Annotated in this window: 13 protein-coding genes and 4 pseudogenes; 8 read left to right on the top strand and 9 right to left on the bottom strand. The window is 48.2% G+C overall.

Annotation, left to right across the window (positions count from 1 at the left end):
- Positions 1-147 precede the first annotated feature (147 nt).
- Positions 148-912, top strand: coding sequence for a glutamate 5-kinase (gene proB / locus JVX88_RS33900; protein ID WP_211623099.1), 765 nt, complete (start codon positions 148-150; stop codon positions 910-912).
- Complete coding sequence (locus tag JVX88_RS33905; protein WP_211623101.1) at positions 902-2,167, top strand: SGNH/GDSL hydrolase family protein; 1,266 nt, start codon at positions 902-904, stop codon at positions 2,165-2,167. Before proB ends, JVX88_RS33905 begins: the two co-directional genes overlap by 11 nt.
- Here the strand turns inward: JVX88_RS33905 and JVX88_RS33910 are convergent.
- Positions 2,164-3,006, bottom strand: a complete 843-nt coding sequence (locus JVX88_RS33910; protein WP_211623103.1) for a hypothetical protein — start codon at positions 3,004-3,006, stop codon at positions 2,164-2,166. The genes JVX88_RS33905 and JVX88_RS33910 overlap by 4 nt on opposite strands.
- Before the next feature lie 322 nt (positions 3,007-3,328).
- Positions 3,329-4,054, bottom strand: coding sequence for a peptidoglycan DD-metalloendopeptidase family protein (locus JVX88_RS43575; RefSeq protein ID WP_263975380.1), 726 nt, complete (start codon positions 4,052-4,054; stop codon positions 3,329-3,331).
- A gap of 626 nt (positions 4,055-4,680) precedes the next feature.
- Between JVX88_RS43575 and JVX88_RS44715 the strand changes: the two are divergent.
- Positions 4,681-4,893 (top strand): annotated as a pseudogene (locus JVX88_RS44715) (IS3 family transposase); the annotation flags it as partial.
- A 94-nt stretch (positions 4,894-4,987) separates the two neighbouring features.
- Here JVX88_RS44715 and JVX88_RS33925 read toward each other — a convergent pair.
- From JVX88_RS33925 to JVX88_RS33945, 5 genes are all read right to left on the bottom strand, one after another.
- On the bottom strand, positions 4,988-5,806 hold the full coding sequence (locus tag JVX88_RS33925; RefSeq protein WP_211623113.1) for a hypothetical protein: 819 nt from the start codon (positions 5,804-5,806) through the stop codon (positions 4,988-4,990).
- 588 nt (positions 5,807-6,394) lie between these two features.
- Entirely contained in the window at positions 6,395-6,682 is a 288-nt protein-coding gene (locus JVX88_RS33930) for a hypothetical protein (RefSeq protein ID WP_211623115.1), read from the bottom strand.
- Positions 6,683-7,001: 319 nt separating this feature from the next.
- Positions 7,002-7,517 (bottom strand): lasso peptide biosynthesis B2 protein, encoded by a 516-nt coding sequence (locus JVX88_RS33935; protein ID WP_211623122.1) that lies wholly within the window; start codon positions 7,515-7,517, stop codon positions 7,002-7,004.
- Positions 7,518-7,558: 41 nt separating this feature from the next.
- Complete coding sequence (locus tag JVX88_RS33940; RefSeq protein ID WP_211623125.1) at positions 7,559-8,221, bottom strand: asparagine synthase-related protein; 663 nt, start codon at positions 8,219-8,221, stop codon at positions 7,559-7,561.
- Entirely contained in the window at positions 8,146-9,414 is a 1,269-nt protein-coding gene (locus JVX88_RS33945) for an MFS transporter (RefSeq protein WP_211623127.1), read from the bottom strand. Before JVX88_RS33945 ends, JVX88_RS33940 begins: the two co-directional genes overlap by 76 nt.
- A gap of 876 nt (positions 9,415-10,290) precedes the next feature.
- Between JVX88_RS33945 and JVX88_RS33950 the strand changes: the two genes are divergently transcribed.
- From JVX88_RS33950 to JVX88_RS44720, 3 genes and pseudogenes are all read left to right on the top strand, one after another.
- The gene (locus JVX88_RS33950; RefSeq protein WP_211623129.1) at positions 10,291-10,680 is read left to right on the top strand and encodes a Tic22 family protein; all 390 of its coding nucleotides are present in this window, start codon (positions 10,291-10,293) and stop codon (positions 10,678-10,680) included.
- Positions 10,650-11,132, top strand: coding sequence for an MFS transporter (locus tag JVX88_RS33955; RefSeq protein WP_211623131.1), 483 nt, complete (start codon positions 10,650-10,652; stop codon positions 11,130-11,132). The genes JVX88_RS33950 and JVX88_RS33955 overlap by 31 nt, the downstream gene beginning before the upstream one ends.
- A gap of 201 nt (positions 11,133-11,333) precedes the next feature.
- Positions 11,334-11,573, top strand: a pseudogene (locus tag JVX88_RS44720) (pentapeptide repeat-containing protein); the annotation flags it as partial.
- 94 nt (positions 11,574-11,667) lie between these two features.
- Here the strand turns inward: JVX88_RS44720 and JVX88_RS33960 are convergent.
- A complete protein-coding gene (locus JVX88_RS33960; RefSeq protein ID WP_211623133.1) occupies positions 11,668-12,711 on the bottom strand; it encodes an ABC transporter ATP-binding protein in 1,044 nt (347 codons plus the stop codon).
- Positions 12,712-12,863: 152 nt separating this feature from the next.
- Between JVX88_RS33960 and JVX88_RS44725 the strand changes: the two are divergent.
- A pseudogene (locus JVX88_RS44725) lies at positions 12,864-12,998 on the top strand (molybdopterin-binding protein); the annotation flags it as partial.
- 63 nt (positions 12,999-13,061) lie between these two features.
- On the opposite strand, the pseudogene JVX88_RS39940 reads toward JVX88_RS44725, so the two are convergent.
- Positions 13,062-14,264 (bottom strand): annotated as a pseudogene (locus JVX88_RS39940) (efflux RND transporter permease subunit); the annotation flags it as partial.
- A gap of 21 nt (positions 14,265-14,285) precedes the next feature.
- Here JVX88_RS39940 and JVX88_RS33980 point away from each other — a divergent pair.
- Positions 14,286-15,506 carry an FAD-dependent oxidoreductase gene (locus JVX88_RS33980; protein WP_263975382.1) on the top strand — a complete coding sequence of 407 codons (1,221 nt, stop codon included), beginning with the start codon at positions 14,286-14,288 and terminating at the stop codon, positions 15,504-15,506.
- Positions 15,507-15,915: the final 409 nt, after the last annotated feature.

A 15,915-nucleotide genomic window follows, 5' to 3' on the forward strand; every position in this document is an offset into this window, starting at 1 on the left:
TTAGATAAAACGAGGTCATCCAATATAAAGACCTTGAGCATAAATCTCCGTAGATACTTCGTAAAGCGTCGGTTCTCACTGTATAGAGGGCGGGCGCTTTATGATTTGGATTTATGATGAGGAACGTTGCCTTCGATTCTTTCACCTATGTCGCAGACGATCGTCGTTAAAATCGGTACTTCTAGCCTGACGCAACCCGATACTGGCTATCTGGCTTTAGCGACTATTGCCCAAGTGGTGGACAGCCTCAGCCGCCTACGCAAGCAGGGCCATCAGGTGATTTTGGTATCTTCAGGAGCCGTGGGTGTGGGCTGTATGCGGTTGGGATTGACGGAACGTCCGCGCACCATCTCGATGAAGCAAGCCGTTGCCGCTGTGGGGCAGGGACGGTTGATCCGCACCTATGATGATTTGTTTACCGCCCTCCAGCAGCCCATTGCTCAAGTTCTTTTAACTCGCAGCGATCTGGCGCAGCGCAGCCGCTATGTCAATGCCTATCGCACCTTTCGCCAACTCCTCAAACTTGGCGTAATTCCTATCGTCAATGAAAATGATACGTTAGCCGTTGAGGAATTGAAGTTTGGCGATAACGATACCCTGTCGGCGTTGGTAGCTAGCCTGATTGGAGCCGATTGGCTGTTTCTGCTCACTGATGTCGATCGGCTTTACTCGGCAGATCCGCGCTACGATCCCAACGCCCGCCCAATCGCCCTTGTCAATCAAATTGATGAACTGGAAGCGCTGCATGTAGAGGTGGGAGACCGAGGTACCAGTTGGGGTACGGGCGGTATGGTGACGAAAATTTCAGCTGCCCGCATTGCCACCACAGCCGGAGTCCGAACCGTGATTACCGAAGGCCGTTCACCGCAAAACATCGAAAAAATTCTCCAAGGCGAGGCGATTGGCGTCTAAAGCAACATCGGGTTTGCTTCCTCCTAGCCCGCCTTACTTTGATGGGCGTTTTTCAAACGGGCCAGTTGCGGTTGAAACACTGGCGGCCCAGCTTGGTCTGCCCTCATCGCTTGCCACTAACTTTGCGGTTGGGGGTGCCCGCACCGGACGCGAAAACGGCAATAACAATCTGGTTCCCGGTTTGAGATTAGACGGCTTGCTCGATCAGATCGATCGCTTCAAGAGCCAGGCCAGCAGTTTAGGAGCGGGAGCAGAAGATCTGTATTTCATCTGGGCCGGTGCTAATGATTTGAATCAAATTGGGACGAGCGATCCGGTCGCTACGGTCAATACCGCCGTCAGCAACATTGCAGCTGCTGTGACTAGCCTAGTGCAATCGGGTGCGAAAAACATCGTGGTGGTACAAACCCCCAACCTGGGCCGAGTTCCTGCCAGCCTCCAATCGGGACGGTTGCAGGATCTAACAAACTTGAGCAACGGGTTTAATGCTGCCCTGGAATCATCGCTGACGGCCTTAGAGAACTCGTTAGCAGGTTCCAATATCATCCTGTCTAATCTGTTTCCCTTATCCGAGCAAGCCGCCCAAAATCCGGCAGCCTTTGGCTTTACCAACATCACTGATCCTTATTTGAATGGCCTGCGACCTGGAGATCCAGCCGCCGACCCGAATCAATTTTTCTTTTGGGATCAGTTTCATCCCACCACCCGTGCCCACAGTTTTTTTGCGGATGTGTTTCGCAACAGCGTTATTTCTGGCATTACGGACGACATTACTCGCAGCGGTACAGCCGGCCCCGATAAACTGGTCGGCTTCAGCGGCGATGATGTCCTCAGGGGGTTGGGGGGTGCCGATCAGCTCGAGGGCAGTCCCGGCAATGACACTCTAGTTGGCGGTGCTCAGGCGGATACTTTAACTGGCGGCGGCAACCGCGATGCTCTAACTGGTGGCGGTGGGCCAGATGTGCTGCAAGGTGGCCCCGGCAGAGATCAATTTATCTATAGCAACCCCAACCACGGGCGCGACACAATTACCGACTTTCAGCTTGGCAGAGACCGGATTGATCTGAGCAGTATTTTCAAGCGAGCCGACTACAGCCGCCCCAATCCATTTGAGTCCTATGTGCGGCTAGTTCAAGCAAATCGGGGTACCGTTGTCCGCATCGATAGCAACGGCGATGCCAGCGGTGGCTTCAAACCTTTAGCGTTGCTGTTACTAGGTCTGTGGGCAGCGACTCTATCTTATTCCTTTGTCTAGTTTTCGGGGTACATTATAACTTGAAAGACTTTATTAAGAGTTTCATGTGCAGAATTATTCATGGCGTTAATAATTGGTTTAAATTTAGAATGATTTCCATTAAGCTTTGAAAAAAGGTTGACTTGAAATGCATTCCGAATGGGATGTAAAAAAAGATCTACATCAAACTGCCGCGCGGCAAGAGTATAGAAAGTAGTTCTAAAAGCTAACCAATTCAGTCCAGCAAGAAAAGCTGATGTTTGCCTTGCTATCTCAGCTTCTTTGCTACTTACGCTATAATTTCCACCAATCCTGTTACCACGAGAATCGTAAAGTATTGGCTCTTTGTCTTCCATAGAACTCACGGAAATCTTTTTTTCCATTAGTTCACTGTAGATCATTGATGATAACTGACCGTATTTAGATCTATCTATGCTGCTATCGCCTTCTAAAGCTTTAACCGTCAGATAGAAAACACTGCTGGTCATATCCCAAGTAAATACCAAATTCATCTTGAGCATCTCAAGAAAAGGAGCAAAGTCTCCATCAACAATCTTGCCGCCGGAAACATTTAAGACGATATCTTCTGTTATTTCTTTTGCCTTATTGATTAGAAGTTTGTAAGTCTGGTCACGAAATTGATAGCCAAGTAGCTTATTGAAGAAGTCCTTTCGCTCCTCGCGGTGTACTTCCTTGTAGTCATCTAGAAATAAAATCTGATCATAAAATAATATTGCTTGTATTAAGCTTTCTAAAGCTGGTATGTCAGCATCAATAAGGTACTTATTTTTAACTGGAATATGTCCTAAAACCCTTTGAACAGCGGTGAGGGTGGAATTATCAATAAGTGCGTAGCGCATTGAGGTTTTTACTTTTTCTCGTTATTACTCTGGGGATATCGTAACAACCCCATAGCTAAGAGCGCCATATACCGCAGCTAACATGTAATCTTTCGCTTAGCCAGCGCGGAACTCCGGCAGATAACTCATTGGTACTATCTCACCGAGAAACTAAGCCACCTAACAACGCCCATGAACCCGACCGTTGAGAGGTTGCTGGTTGAGTTCGAGAGTCTATTAGCGGCGGGTTATGGGCACCGTTAGACCGTTTCACCACGGAAGATACTGAACTTGACCTTCCAACTCTCCGTCCTGGCTGCACTCTACAAGTACAAGCACATCTTCAATCACTCGCCCGATCCCAGATTTGAATGCCGCCTTCCCGGTCAATCATGTAGAGCTTGCCGTCTTCTTTTTCCACATGGCCCTGCATATGGCAGTAGATATGCATCCAGGGGCCAGATTCCACGACAACTGAAGTACCGCAATTGCTGTCGTCTGAGACTTCTACCACCTTGCCACTCCACCAGTTGCGGATATAACTGCCTTCGGGAGCCGCCATGTCGAGACCATAGTGGAACTCTTGCGTGTAGCCGCCATAGGGGGAAGCACGGTAGCCAAAGGGAGAGGTATAGGCTTGAAACCCTTCTACCGGAAACGAGGCTCCTTCCCATGTCCGAGCTGCCACTTGGGTCGGATTGATTTGAGCAATTCGCTGCGCCGGATCGTCAGCCGTTCCGGTGCTAATGGCTAACTTCTGAGCTTGGGCAGGCCGTTGAGTCTGAGCCGATCGATGCGTAACCGCTGGGTTCGTTTGAGTCGCACCGTTAGAGGCAGATCGATCTAGCCCCATACTGGGCTTGACTGAGTTGGGCTGGGATGCCGTTGGGGCAGGCAAATTGGGGACAGCGGGTGTAGAAGAGGAACTGACAGCCACTTGAGGAGCAGGGTTTGTATCGGTTGCCTTCACCATTTCCTGGCCGGTTTCAATAGCAGCGATACAACAGAGGCCAATTGCTGCCCAGAGCGCCACCTTACCGAAACGTCTCATACCGTCTTTTCGCATCATACCGTTCCATTAAAAGCCTTAGGAGATGAACTTCACTGACTGACTTTTAGGTCTGCTGATTAGGTTGAATTTCAATTAGATTGAATTCCAATTGGCAAGCGTTCGCGGGAATAGGCGACCTTCGTCTATATTTCTTTGTTTGCTCATTCAGTCAACCGTTTTCTCAAGTTCAGTACAGATGAAGGCAAACCAAACATCTTAGCAAGCTACCGGGCAGGAAAGCACGAGCTATCTAGCAAAGCTGAACTATCCACTCTTAATTTTCTTCCTAGAAATTTAATTAAACATCCAGAATACTTGAGGAGCCAAACCAGTGCACCGGCCAGTTTGTTAAGTTTGGTCAAATCTGGCCAAATGCGGTCAATCAAATAAATTCGTTACAGTCAGGTCGTGGCTATTCCTGGCGAGCAGAACCCAAACAGCAGAATCAGGATATCGTTAATAAAGTTAAGTAATGTTAAAACGCCTAGTATGGACTGTTCAGTATGAAGCTACCAGACTCCTCCAGTGAATCTGGACTGTTATTTCATTCGGACCGGGGCAGTCAATAGGCCAGTGGTGCATATCGAGGGGCACTGCAAGCAGCAGGGATTTCTTGTCGTATGAGTTGAAAAGGAAATGGTTGGGATAATGCAGTGGTTGAAAGCTGTTTCGGAACGCTCAAAACGGAGTTTATTCATGGTCAGAGCTTTGTCAGAGAGGTTGCAAAAACTGCGATCGTGGACTGGATTGAGGTGTTCTACAATCGTCAACGTATTGATTCCAGATTAAGTGATCTTTCCCCTGTTCAGTTTGAGCAACAGTATTGGTTATCCTTGCAACAACCCAAAGCCGCTTAATCACACTGTCCACTTTTTCGGGGCAAGATCACTCTGGAACAAGTCTTGGATGAGGACTGGCTTCCTTGTGGCAGCCTTGACAGGTTTGTGCTTGCTAAGCCTGGGTTTTGTCCTGAGTAGGTAGGTAGGCTGTAAACTTCTCAATCAAATGCACACTCCATAACCCGAAGCTGCCAAACCCCAACCCAATCAGCAAAATGATTAGTTCCGGGCTTAAAAAAGAGATTGTCTTTGGCATCAGAATCGTGATTCCTAGCGTAATTAAGGCTGAGACACTGCCTGCTGTCAAAGCGGTTCGCACGCTAGTAGAAGAGAAGTAATAGATCTTGAATTCAGCTAGTAAAAAGGCAATGAATGGAATCCATACGGTCGAGAGATAGGCTGCATAAAAACAAAGAATCAACTGAATGATTTCACCACCTTTGAAGGCAACCGCCAGCGCTAACAGAGCGTTGATGATTACAATACCGATCCGATTCATCCCTGTTGTGGGAATCACCTCTAGATCTAAGATCGTTTTGGCTTGAATCCGCAGTACATTGCTTCCCAATCCCAGGGCCGGAACCGCCAGTGCTGTCACCAGCACTCGCCCCTCTAACCGGTTAGCTCCGCCCCCGATCCAAGTCAGAATATAGGGAATCACTTCCTTCCCGGTTAGATCGGTCGGCAAAATTTGCGCTGCTTGTGCTGCCATTACCACCGCTGTCGGCAAAAAGGCGAGCAGCAACAGCATCAGAGCTGCCAGAATACAGCCCCAATAGGCTGCGCGGACATCTTTGGCTTGCACAATAAACTGTTGACATTTCATATCGATCAGCACCAGCAAAATTGTGGGCAGAGAAACGCCAATCCGCTGGGCTAGGGACAGATCGGACAGGGACGGTGCTAATCCTTGATACGAAATAGACGGCAATATCGTGAACAGCAGCGTTTTTGGCCATGCGAAAGCGGGCAATCCGTCTGTTCCAGATCAGGAGCAAACAGGATGCCGTTATTGCTATGCAAGGTGCGAAGCACTGTCTTGCAAGGAGCACTGATGCAGCTCGCAGGCAGGCAATTGAATTCAGCAAAAATGGGGGATATATTTTCCTATTCGCACCAACGGACGCCCAACAGGAAAGTATGAAAAATTACTTGAGTTAATTTCTTCTATACGGTGATATAGCTGCTGAAGTGATGCTTAAAATATCGAATTTAGATGGATCAGTGAAAACCCCGAAACAATCTAATTTTCGTTTCAATTAATACTTTTATTGGAGCGAGCTGCGTGATATTCCGGCTAACTCATCTAAAGTCATGATGAGTGAATGAGAATTCTCAGCAGAATTTAGCAGATGGTCAAAATTGAGCATCAAACACACAGCAGACATCCGGCCTGCTGGCAGGAGGGTTGTGCTATGGGTTTACCGAATCATCAGGTTGACCTACTCAGGTCACCATATTGATCTGGCAAAACTTTGCTTAAGGGAAATAAAGGAAATACAGACGCGAAGCGATTTCCCTAAAACATCCAATCTCCCGGAAACGGTTCGAACGGGTCAGGTGTATCTGGCTTTTTTAGCGTAGTCGGCGGACGATCGCTACTCCAGGCCCACCAAACGGTTCCACACTGGCACTGGTAAAATTCCTGCCATTTGCGCCGATGGTCTTCGGTAAACACCGGTGATCGCCGATTAATCCAAACCTGTTCCGCTGCAGCGGTCGAGGCACGACAGGTGGGACAGCAGAATTCTTGCGCGTGTACTGCTTTTTCGGTCCAGTCGGGCGGAATGCGAGCAAAGGCGTCCATGCAGGCTGTTTAGGGGAAGGTGGGTTCATTCACTATCCTACACATAGTTTCCGGTCAAGGAGGTCGCCTCAGCCACAGCCTTAAACTCAGCCTCCAACTTTAGATTGCGACTCGCCGATAAAAAGGCCACATTTTTAGCTATTCTCTGTAGGTAAATTTATTTGATGGCTCTATTCGGTTTAGCGCCCTAGCTTCATCGACAAGCTTCATCGACAAGCTTCGCGGTTGGCTTCGACTACTCTGCATCAGCTTAGGTGGCTTTTATGAGTTTTCTCAATCTCATCTCCTTTTTTGGCATTTTCGGGTTGTGGAATACTAGTCAGCCAATACTTAGAATTGGTATGTAAACATTCTGTTGAAAGTCTAATCCGCTAATTATTTCAGAGTTTAGTTCTAACCATGCATGGGCATCGAACCTGTCATCAATGCCACTAATGGTACTTTTAACTCCAACAACTAAAATTACTGTAACGCCTCTTGTCTTCATCAGCAGGAACATTGCAATAGCTTCCTCTAGGCATTTTGATCGATCTTTTGGGAAACAAAGGCTTGCAGCTTTTACAGCCCAAGTAACTTGATCGATCAACTCTTCCTGCAAAGCTGGTAAGTATAGGTAGGGTGTAGTAGATTTACATGTACAAATCAAGCTATTGAATCCATTTTCTGTAAGATGAAGCCTTATGATTACAAATACAAGCTTCTTATATGCTATCAATAACATCCAAACGTCTTCATAACCTAATCCTCGGATTAATAGAAGTAATTTTGCCAAACTGCTTAAAAGCATTTTGCTATTTTGGAAAATTTCGTTAGCTTTCTTGAGAACAGTTTTCATGATGAGAATTGGAACTCTGAAATAGAAATGAGAGATAAATTCTATACACTTAAGGTTCCTCTCAAAAGTTGATCTTGTATCCATATTTCTAAGGTTAAAGCCTGCCACATCCAAGTTGAATAATGAGGATTATCGGTTGAGTAAAGATCACTATGGTTCAGTAAAGAATCGAATTCGGCTATGAATTCAGTCTTTTTTACTATTCCTAGTTCGCCAAGCAAACATTTGTTTATTATTGATGTAAGACGAGATTTCTCTTTAATAAGTCCTTTAGTTATCGAAGGACTAAATTCAGTTTTAAGTTTGCGTCGATATAAGGAACTAGGAATGTCGTTTCTGACAGCTCTACGAAGAAGAGATTTATTAACTAAAGGTACTATTAATTTTGAAATCGGTAATTGGAATATAAATTCTATCAAATATTGATCAAGAAAAGGATGGAAACTTTGAATGCCAGCTGGTGTTAGAATTTCACGCTGGAGCCAGATACAATCTTTAACATAATTATTGTTGAATCGAAAAGAGAGTAATCGATAATAGGTTAAAAAATCTAGATTAAGCTCTAATAATTGTAGAAATGGATATTCAATAAGGTCATATAGATCAATATCATTTACAAATTTTTGCTCTAAGAAATTAGGAATAATATTTTTATCAGGGAGACAAGGGATAGCAATATCGTCAGGAAAATGCCTAAAGAACAAAGAACATAGAGCACGGCCATCCCTACTCCTGGCCCTGTACCAAAAATTTGAGTCAATGCAATGGTAACAGCATGGTTGGACATCATTGCAGGCTCCAATACCCGATCGGCTAGTGGTCCAGCCAAGAAAGTAGCAAAGGCTGAAACGATCTGCACAATCAGTGAGCTGGTCGCAAATACTCGTCCTTGAAGCTTGGGAGCAACATTTGCCATCCAAATGGCTGTTTCGGAACTACCCAACAGCGGAAAGTTCAACGATGAACAGAACTGAGCTGGAATCCAAATCGAGACTGTTCGCCCCAGTCCAAACACCGTTTTGCTGATACCGGCTCCAACCATGCCGACTAGTAATCCCCGCAGGCGACGCCTAAACCCGCCCCAAATGCTCACCCCAATCGCTCCGACCACGCCGCCAATGCCAGCAGCAACGTTTGTACTGGCCAACACCTGAGCACTGCCATTGCTGCGAGCCAGAATCATTGGATCGTAAATTGCGCCACCCAAGTCATGCACAAACCAAAACAGGGCAGTGATCAAAACCAGGAGACGTAAACTGGAATTTTTGAAGAAATACTTAAAGCCAAAGGTTAGATCATGCCAAATGGTGTTGAGTTGGGATGATTCAGTTATACGCGACGGCTGTGGAATGGTGACCGCTAGCAAGGTGGCGATCGCGACTCCGAAGGTGACAATATCAATCAGGAATATTCCAACCAAACCTATGAAAAGATAGAGGCTGCCTGCCAACGCAGGTGCAAAAATAGCAGAGCCATAATGGACTGTTGATTCCATGCTGTTTGCCCGTGTGTAGTGCGACGATGGCACCATCAAGCTGACGGAAGTGGAATAGGCTAACTGCTGGATTTGGCCAAAGCTGCTGTTGACCGCACTCGTAAGGTAGAGATGCCAGATCTGGAGGTTTTCGGTTGCATATAATAGAAGCAATGCAACTGTAGAGAGAACAGCGATCGCATCTCCTAAAATCATCAGGTGCTTACGATTGCAGCGATCAACAATCGCGCCGGCAAATAAGGTAATTACTGCTCGCGGCAACTGAGAAAAAAATCCAACTAACGTCAGTGCAGTAGCAGAACCTGTGACCTCCCAGACCCATAAAATCAGCGCGAATTCGGTCATGTAACTGCCGATTGTCGAAACCAGTTGACCGAACCAAATGACGGTAAAGATGCGCATGTAAAAATTACATGTGAAGCTGCATAGAATTTACCCCACCGCCTACGGCACCTCCCCTTGGTAAGGGGAGGTTGGGAGGGGTCTGATAATAAGCCGCTTCACAAAAAATTGGTATAAGCTTGTCCTTTGGCAGATTTGTTTTGGCTTGTTTTGCTTTGCTTAATCGGACATGGTCTACAACCTGTTCTTACAGCCAGGGGAACCCCCAACCCGGATTGGCTGTCATGCACAACTACTTCAGGTAGAAAGCAATCTCCGTATGTTCCTTGCTATTCAGCCAGTTTCATCGCTCAGTCTCCCAGCTCAAGCTACAAACTTTGGTTTTATCCGGTGCGCCATCAGATTCTGCCCACAAGATAGGACGTATAAAACAGGACAGGCTGATTCAACTACTGTAGGGCTGAGGCTGTCAAGACGGCTGAAACACCTCTTTAGAATAGCTTCAAGCTATCTTTGGGTTAGAGTTGGTTGAATTGACCAGAATTTACTAAAAGTTTGCTTCAGTATTTGCTTCAGTCAGGTTGATGGCGCTGAGGATGTGTCATGGACAACTCTGTCCCAACGGTTGCCGATGGCGTGAAAGTATGTAACTCTATTCAGCGAGTTCTTGCCGTTCTCCGACTAGTCTGCACTAACTTTTGGTCGTAGGGAAATCAACCGCAGACTGATCCGAAAACTGAGAGGAAACGTAAATGCAGCTACGTAATTGCAGCTATGGTGGCAAATCAAGGTGGGTCATGATGCTCTGAGAAATTTCGATAGTCTGAGTTCAGAGATTTGATGATTGGCTACCGCTCAAATACGTTCAAATCAGCGATGATCAGGCGATAATATGCCTTTTTGTTAAACATGCTAGTGACGCGACTAGGAGCAGTTATGAAATCATTCGTTCGTTGGAGTAAAAAGCTTGGTTTGGTGAGCGGCATTGTCTTAGGCTCGCTGCTTGCCAACAGCCTACAGGTGTTGGCATTGACCACTGAACAAGTGGTAGAGCGTCTACGTTCGGTGCCGGTATTTGCGCTGGCTAATAACGAAGGCAAGCCGTTGGTTGCAGTGCCCACAGAAGGTGCTGATCCAAGCCAGACCCCCAATATCTTTGTGTTTATGAATCAACAGGATGCCCAAACTTCGCTCAACAACTTGAGAACACGGGATCCCCAAACTGCTGAAGGCATCCAGGTGATGCCAATCTCGCTGGCCAAGATTTATGAATACGAAGTTTCTACACGATTCCAGTGCAGATTCCGTTTTATCTTCAACAATTGATCAACGCCAATGCTTCCCAAAGTGGGCTGGCGATCGCCCTTGCTACCCTTGCCACGTCCATCAGTGCCCTCAGCTATCAACGCCTGAAAGCCCGGTTCACCTTTACGAACATTTATGCGATCGCCTTTGGGCTGATGGGGATTGGCTACTTGGTGATTAGTGTTGTCCGCAGCTATGAACTGGTTTTAATCGGTCTGGCGATCGCTGGATTGGGCGTAGGGCTACTGATGCCGAACATGAATGTGTGTCTGACCTCATCCACACCAACAGCATTGCGAGGGCGAATTTTGGGCGGGTTGACCACCAGTTTTTTCCTGGGGCAGTTTGTCTCTCCATTAGTCAGTCAGCCGCTCAGCCAGTGGGTAGGATTGGGCACAACCTATGGGTTGGCAGGTGGGTTAATGCTGGTGATGAACGTGATCACCTATGGTGTGATGGTTCGTTGGAAATGAATACTCTAAGGATTAGAGAAGGATATCATAATCAGGAGAATTTTCTTACCTTGATGCTCGACACTCGATTCAGTGTGTATCTTGAACGGCACTACAGCGAGCGGGGAGGGCGTTCTCTGAGGAGTTGAAGGAGAAGGTTTAACAGACATATTTCTATCAAAGAAAAGTATGGAATTCTCCTGTAAGACCTGTCCATCCTACATGGCAGATGGCAGTTCGATCTGCTATCTAATACTCCAGCAGCATGGTAAAACCAATCAATTGCTCAAGCAATGCCTTAGCCATTGTAACGAGCAAGGGATCAGTATATTTGCAGGGCTTTACTTGCAGGGAGCCGATCTTGGGGACAGTGATTTTCGCTTAAAAACCTTTCAACATACCGACTTCACCGATGCGAATTTGCAACGGGCTTACCTCAATCGGGTGCGGTTGGAATCATGCACTCTGGATGGAGTGAATTTAGAAGAAGCAATTCTAGAGCAGGTGGATTTTCGCCATGTCAAGAGCATGAGAGACATTCGGCTGTTTTATGTCATTACTCTGGATGTTTTGCTTCCACATATCTCTCATCTGGGAACTGAATGTGTCTACGAAAAAGAACAAGATTGGACAAAAGCCGAATATGTTTATCGCCATTTGAAAGAGCTTTACAAAAATCAGGGACAATACAGCACTTCTGGACGCTTCTTTGAACAAGAAATGGAAATGCAACGGCTTCCGGACGAATGCCGAAAGTGACACGCTTGCCCACGTGTGAGCGCAGGGGTTCCGCCTTCGAAGCAGGAACCGGAACCTGGAAGCTCTGCGTCTCGATGACAATCCTGCCATCCACCGACTTCAGCGTGGCATCGAAGAAGTTCATCGACGGGCTGCCGATGAAACCGGCGACAAACAGATTGCGCGGATTATGATACAGATTGAACGGGGTATCGATCTGCTGAAGCTCGCCTGCGCTGAGCACGCAGATGCGCGTTCCCATCGTCATCGCTTCTACCTGGTCGTGAGTGACGTAAATGAACGTCGTCGCCAGGCGCTGGTGCAGCTTGCTGATGAATGAGCGCGCTTCCACGCGCAGTTTCGCGTCGAGATTGGAAAGCGGCTCGTCCATCAGGAAAACGGCTGGCTCACGGACGATGGCACGCCCCACAGCGACACGCTGACGCTGACCGCCCGAAAGCTGGCGGGGGCGACGATCGAGCAGATGCTCGATGCCGAGGTTCTTGGCAGCTTCCTTGACGCGCTGATCGATGATCTGCTTGGGTGTTTTGCGCAGGCGGAGACCAAATGCCATATTTTCATAAACGGTCATGTGCGGATACAGCGCGTAGCTCTGGAACACCATCGCAATGTCGCGATCTTTGGGGGCCACATTATTGACCACGCGATCCCCGATGAGAATTTCTCCATCAGAGATTTCTTCCAGCCCTGCGAGCATACGCAGGCTGGTTGATTTACCGCAACCTGAAGGACCTACCAATACCAAGAATTCTTTATCAGCAACTTCAATATTCAGATCCTTTACCGCCGCCACGCCGCCGGCATAACGTTTCCAGACATGCCTGAAAGTTACACTTGCCACGAGCTTTCCTCCGTAAGAGAATTATGACAATGGTTTATCAGAAAACACCATGTTGTTCAAAGTGCACAAACTTGTTGCGCTTTTCTGGGCATGTGTTTTCTGCGACATGATTATAGACGCCTGAGCAAATATTGCAAAAAATCGAGGATCGTATGTCACGCGAGGTCAACGCGGAAATCATTGCTATCGGCACGGAGATCCTGCTGGGAGAGATCACAGATACCAATTCCGTCTATATCGCGCGGCTTTTGCGAGACCTGGGGATCAATCTGTATTACATGACTTCTGTGGGTGACAACGAGGCGCGTATTGCGGAGGCAATTCGTATCGCCCTCAGCCGCGGACAGGTAGCCGGGGGCGGGCTGTCCCTGAATTTTGATCGAGCGGAACAGGTTGAAGCGGTTAATCGAAGCTGGTCCAGTAATCGGAGTGACCGTGGCGACATTACTCAGGCGCACCAAGTTGCCATCGCGAGAACGAACCTGGATTTGCTGCAAGTCTTCGGGTTTGCTGCGGTAATCTGCATCCGCCTGCACAAACACTCGATAGCTGCGTTGTCCAAAGGTAAAATCATTCACATAGCGGCTGCCCATGTAGGTACTGACGGTGGACAGCGCTTCACCAATATCCACGTTCTGGGCATTCAACTGTTCTCGATTCAATTCCACCTCTAGCTGCGGTGTATTGATCGTGAACTGAGTAAACACACCATTCAAAACTGGATTCTGGTTGGCTTTCGCAATAATTTCTTGAGCCGCTCCTAAAAAGTCCTCGAAGCTCAACCGCCCACCCGAGCTATCTTGCAGAATGAACTCAAAGCCACCCGTGGCACTAAAGCCGGGAACGGCTGGGGTGTTGAAGACCACCACTACCGCGTCTTGGATAGCGGCAAATTGGCGATTCAAGCGACCAATAATGCCCTGAACACTCTGTTCCGGCTCTTGGCGTTCCGACCAGTTCTTGAGCTTGGCAAAGAAAGTGCCTTGATTTGGCCCGCTGCCTTCCAAGCCAAATCCCGGTACAATCAGGGATGACTCAATTTCTGGCGTTTCTGCAAAGGTTTGATAGACCTGCTGCGCGATCTGATCGGTATAGTTGCGCGCCACCCCTTCGGGAGCCTGGATAATCCCCAGGAATACACCCTGATCTTCTTCGGGAATAAAGCCGGTCGGCACCGTGCGGAACATAAACACCGTGGCCGCCAAGCCCATCACAAACACCGCCATCACGATGTATCGAAACCGGATCAGAAACTCGAGCAGGCGGCGGTAGCGCTCAACCAGCCAGCCAAAGCCCCGATTAAACTGCCGGAAAAACCAGGCCAGCGGTCCTTGCCCTTCCCCCTGTTTGGGACGCAGGAGCAGCGCCGACATACTTGGGGTAAAGGTCAGGGCATTAAACGTGGACACCACGATCGAGAAAGCCATGATCAGGGCGAACTGCTTATACATAATCCCGGTTGCGCCCGGAAACATGGCAACTGGAATAAAAATGGCAATTAGCACCAGCGAGGTAGAAATAGTTGCCCCTACCAGCGTACTCATCGAGGCCATTGCCGCCTGCAGCAGCTAAAGTTGCGGAACGAATCGGTTGCCCTGTTTCTGGTAGACCAGCGCATGCCGCAGATGAGCGGAATCGAGCTATTGGAACAGGCGATGCCCATGTTCCCCAATGCCCAACGGGTACTTCTTACCGCCTACGCTGACACCGATGCCGCCATTCGAGCCATCAACTCTGCTCGCTTGCAGTATTATTTGCTGAAGCCGTGGGATCCGCCGGAAGAAAAACTCTATCCGGTGCTCAACGATTTGCTCGACGATTGGTTGGCCTCATTTCGGCCGCCCTTCGAAGGTATCCGCGTGGTTGGCAACCGTTGGTCGCCTCAGTCGCACCAAGTTAAAGATTTTCTGGCTCGCAACCAAATTCCCTATCAGTGGCTCGATATTGAACTTCAGGAAGCCAAACAACTCGTCACCTACGCCGAATCCGATTGCAAAGCCCAACTCCCGCTGGTGCTGTTTCCAGACGGTGAGCGATTAGTTAAACCCAGTAACGTTCAGATTGCTGAAAAAATTGGTCTGCGCACCCAGGCCGAACGTCCTTTCTATGATTTGCTGATTGTGGGCGGCGGTCCAGCAGGGCTAGCAGCAGCCGTATATGGTGCGTCCGAGGGGTTGAGTACGGTGATGATCGAGCGGGAAGCGCCTGGCGGTCAGGCCGGCTCCAGTTCCCGGATTGAAAACTACCTCGGCTTTCCCAGTGGCTTAAGCGGTGGTGACTTGGCTCGTCGGGCCGTAGCCCAAGCGCGGCGGTTTGGGGTCGAAATCCTGACTCCTCAGGAAGCCAAAGGCGTTCGGATCGAGGATCCTTATCGGATTGTCAGCTTGGCCGACGGCAGCGAAATTAGCTGTCATGCGCTGCTGATTGCTACGGGCGTCTCTTACCGCAAACTGGATGTGCCCGGCATGGATCGGCTGTATGGTGCGGGTGTCTACTATGGTGCAGCCATGACTGAAGCGATTGCCTGCAAAGGTGAAGAAGTCTACGTCGTAGGAGGAGCCAACTCAGCCGGGCAGGCCGCCATGCACTTTTCTAAATATGCAGAGCACGTCACCATGCTAGTGCGAGGCGAATCCCTCACCAAGAGTATGTCGCAATACCTGATTGATCAAATCGAATCCACGCCTAACATTACCGTGCGCCCCTGTTGCAGTGTGGTTGAAGTGCATGGTGAAACCAGCTTAGAAAAAATTGTCGTGGCCGATTCCAGCAGGAAACTTGCCGTTGCTCGATAGCCCCTAAGTAAACCCGCCGCCCCTAACAGGAGGCTACCGCCACAAATTCCAATCAGGTATCTTGCCTTGGCACCTCGGTCGGCCAGAAACAAGAGAGCCTGATTAGACAACATGGTTGTGGACGCACCAATACACAAAACATCCAAATTCTCTGGGCATTCCGTGAATGTTGTCGTAGCATGCATTGGAAAAGTAGGATAACCAATGATGAGGTCTTTATTTTCCCAGATAAAGTAAATATCACAATTGGGAACAACACTGAACACGGTATTAAATTCCGATGATGTCTGGAATATAGCAGTTCGGGCTGATAAAAATCCCAATTTGCAACTTAGGTGAGTCTTGAGTAAACATGTTTGTCTTCCTTTTAATATTCGTACATATGTTAGGCCAAGTCCGACTAGGACTT

The sequence above is a fragment of the Leptolyngbya sp. 7M genome, from assembly GCF_018128485.1.

What these genes read in the sequence shown, in the direction of transcription:
- proB (WP_211623099.1), top strand. Translation starts at nt 148, where the DNA reads ATGTCGCAGACGATCGTCGTTAAAATCGGTACTTCTAGCCTGACGCAA.
- JVX88_RS33910 (WP_211623103.1), bottom strand. Translation starts at nt 3,006, where the DNA reads ATGCGCTACGCACTTATTGATAATTCCACCCTCACCGCTGTTCAAAGG.
- JVX88_RS43575 (WP_263975380.1), bottom strand. Translation starts at nt 4,054, where the DNA reads ATGATGCGAAAAGACGGTATGAGACGTTTCGGTAAGGTGGCGCTCTGG.
- JVX88_RS33930 (WP_211623115.1), bottom strand. Translation starts at nt 6,682, where the DNA reads ATGGACGCCTTTGCTCGCATTCCGCCCGACTGGACCGAAAAAGCAGTA.
- JVX88_RS33935 (WP_211623122.1), bottom strand. Translation starts at nt 7,517, where the DNA reads ATGAAAACTGTTCTCAAGAAAGCTAACGAAATTTTCCAAAATAGCAAA.
- JVX88_RS33945 (WP_211623127.1), bottom strand. Translation starts at nt 9,414, where the DNA reads ATGCGCATCTTTACCGTCATTTGGTTCGGTCAACTGGTTTCGACAATC.
- JVX88_RS33950 (WP_211623129.1), top strand. Translation starts at nt 10,291, where the DNA reads ATGAAATCATTCGTTCGTTGGAGTAAAAAGCTTGGTTTGGTGAGCGGC.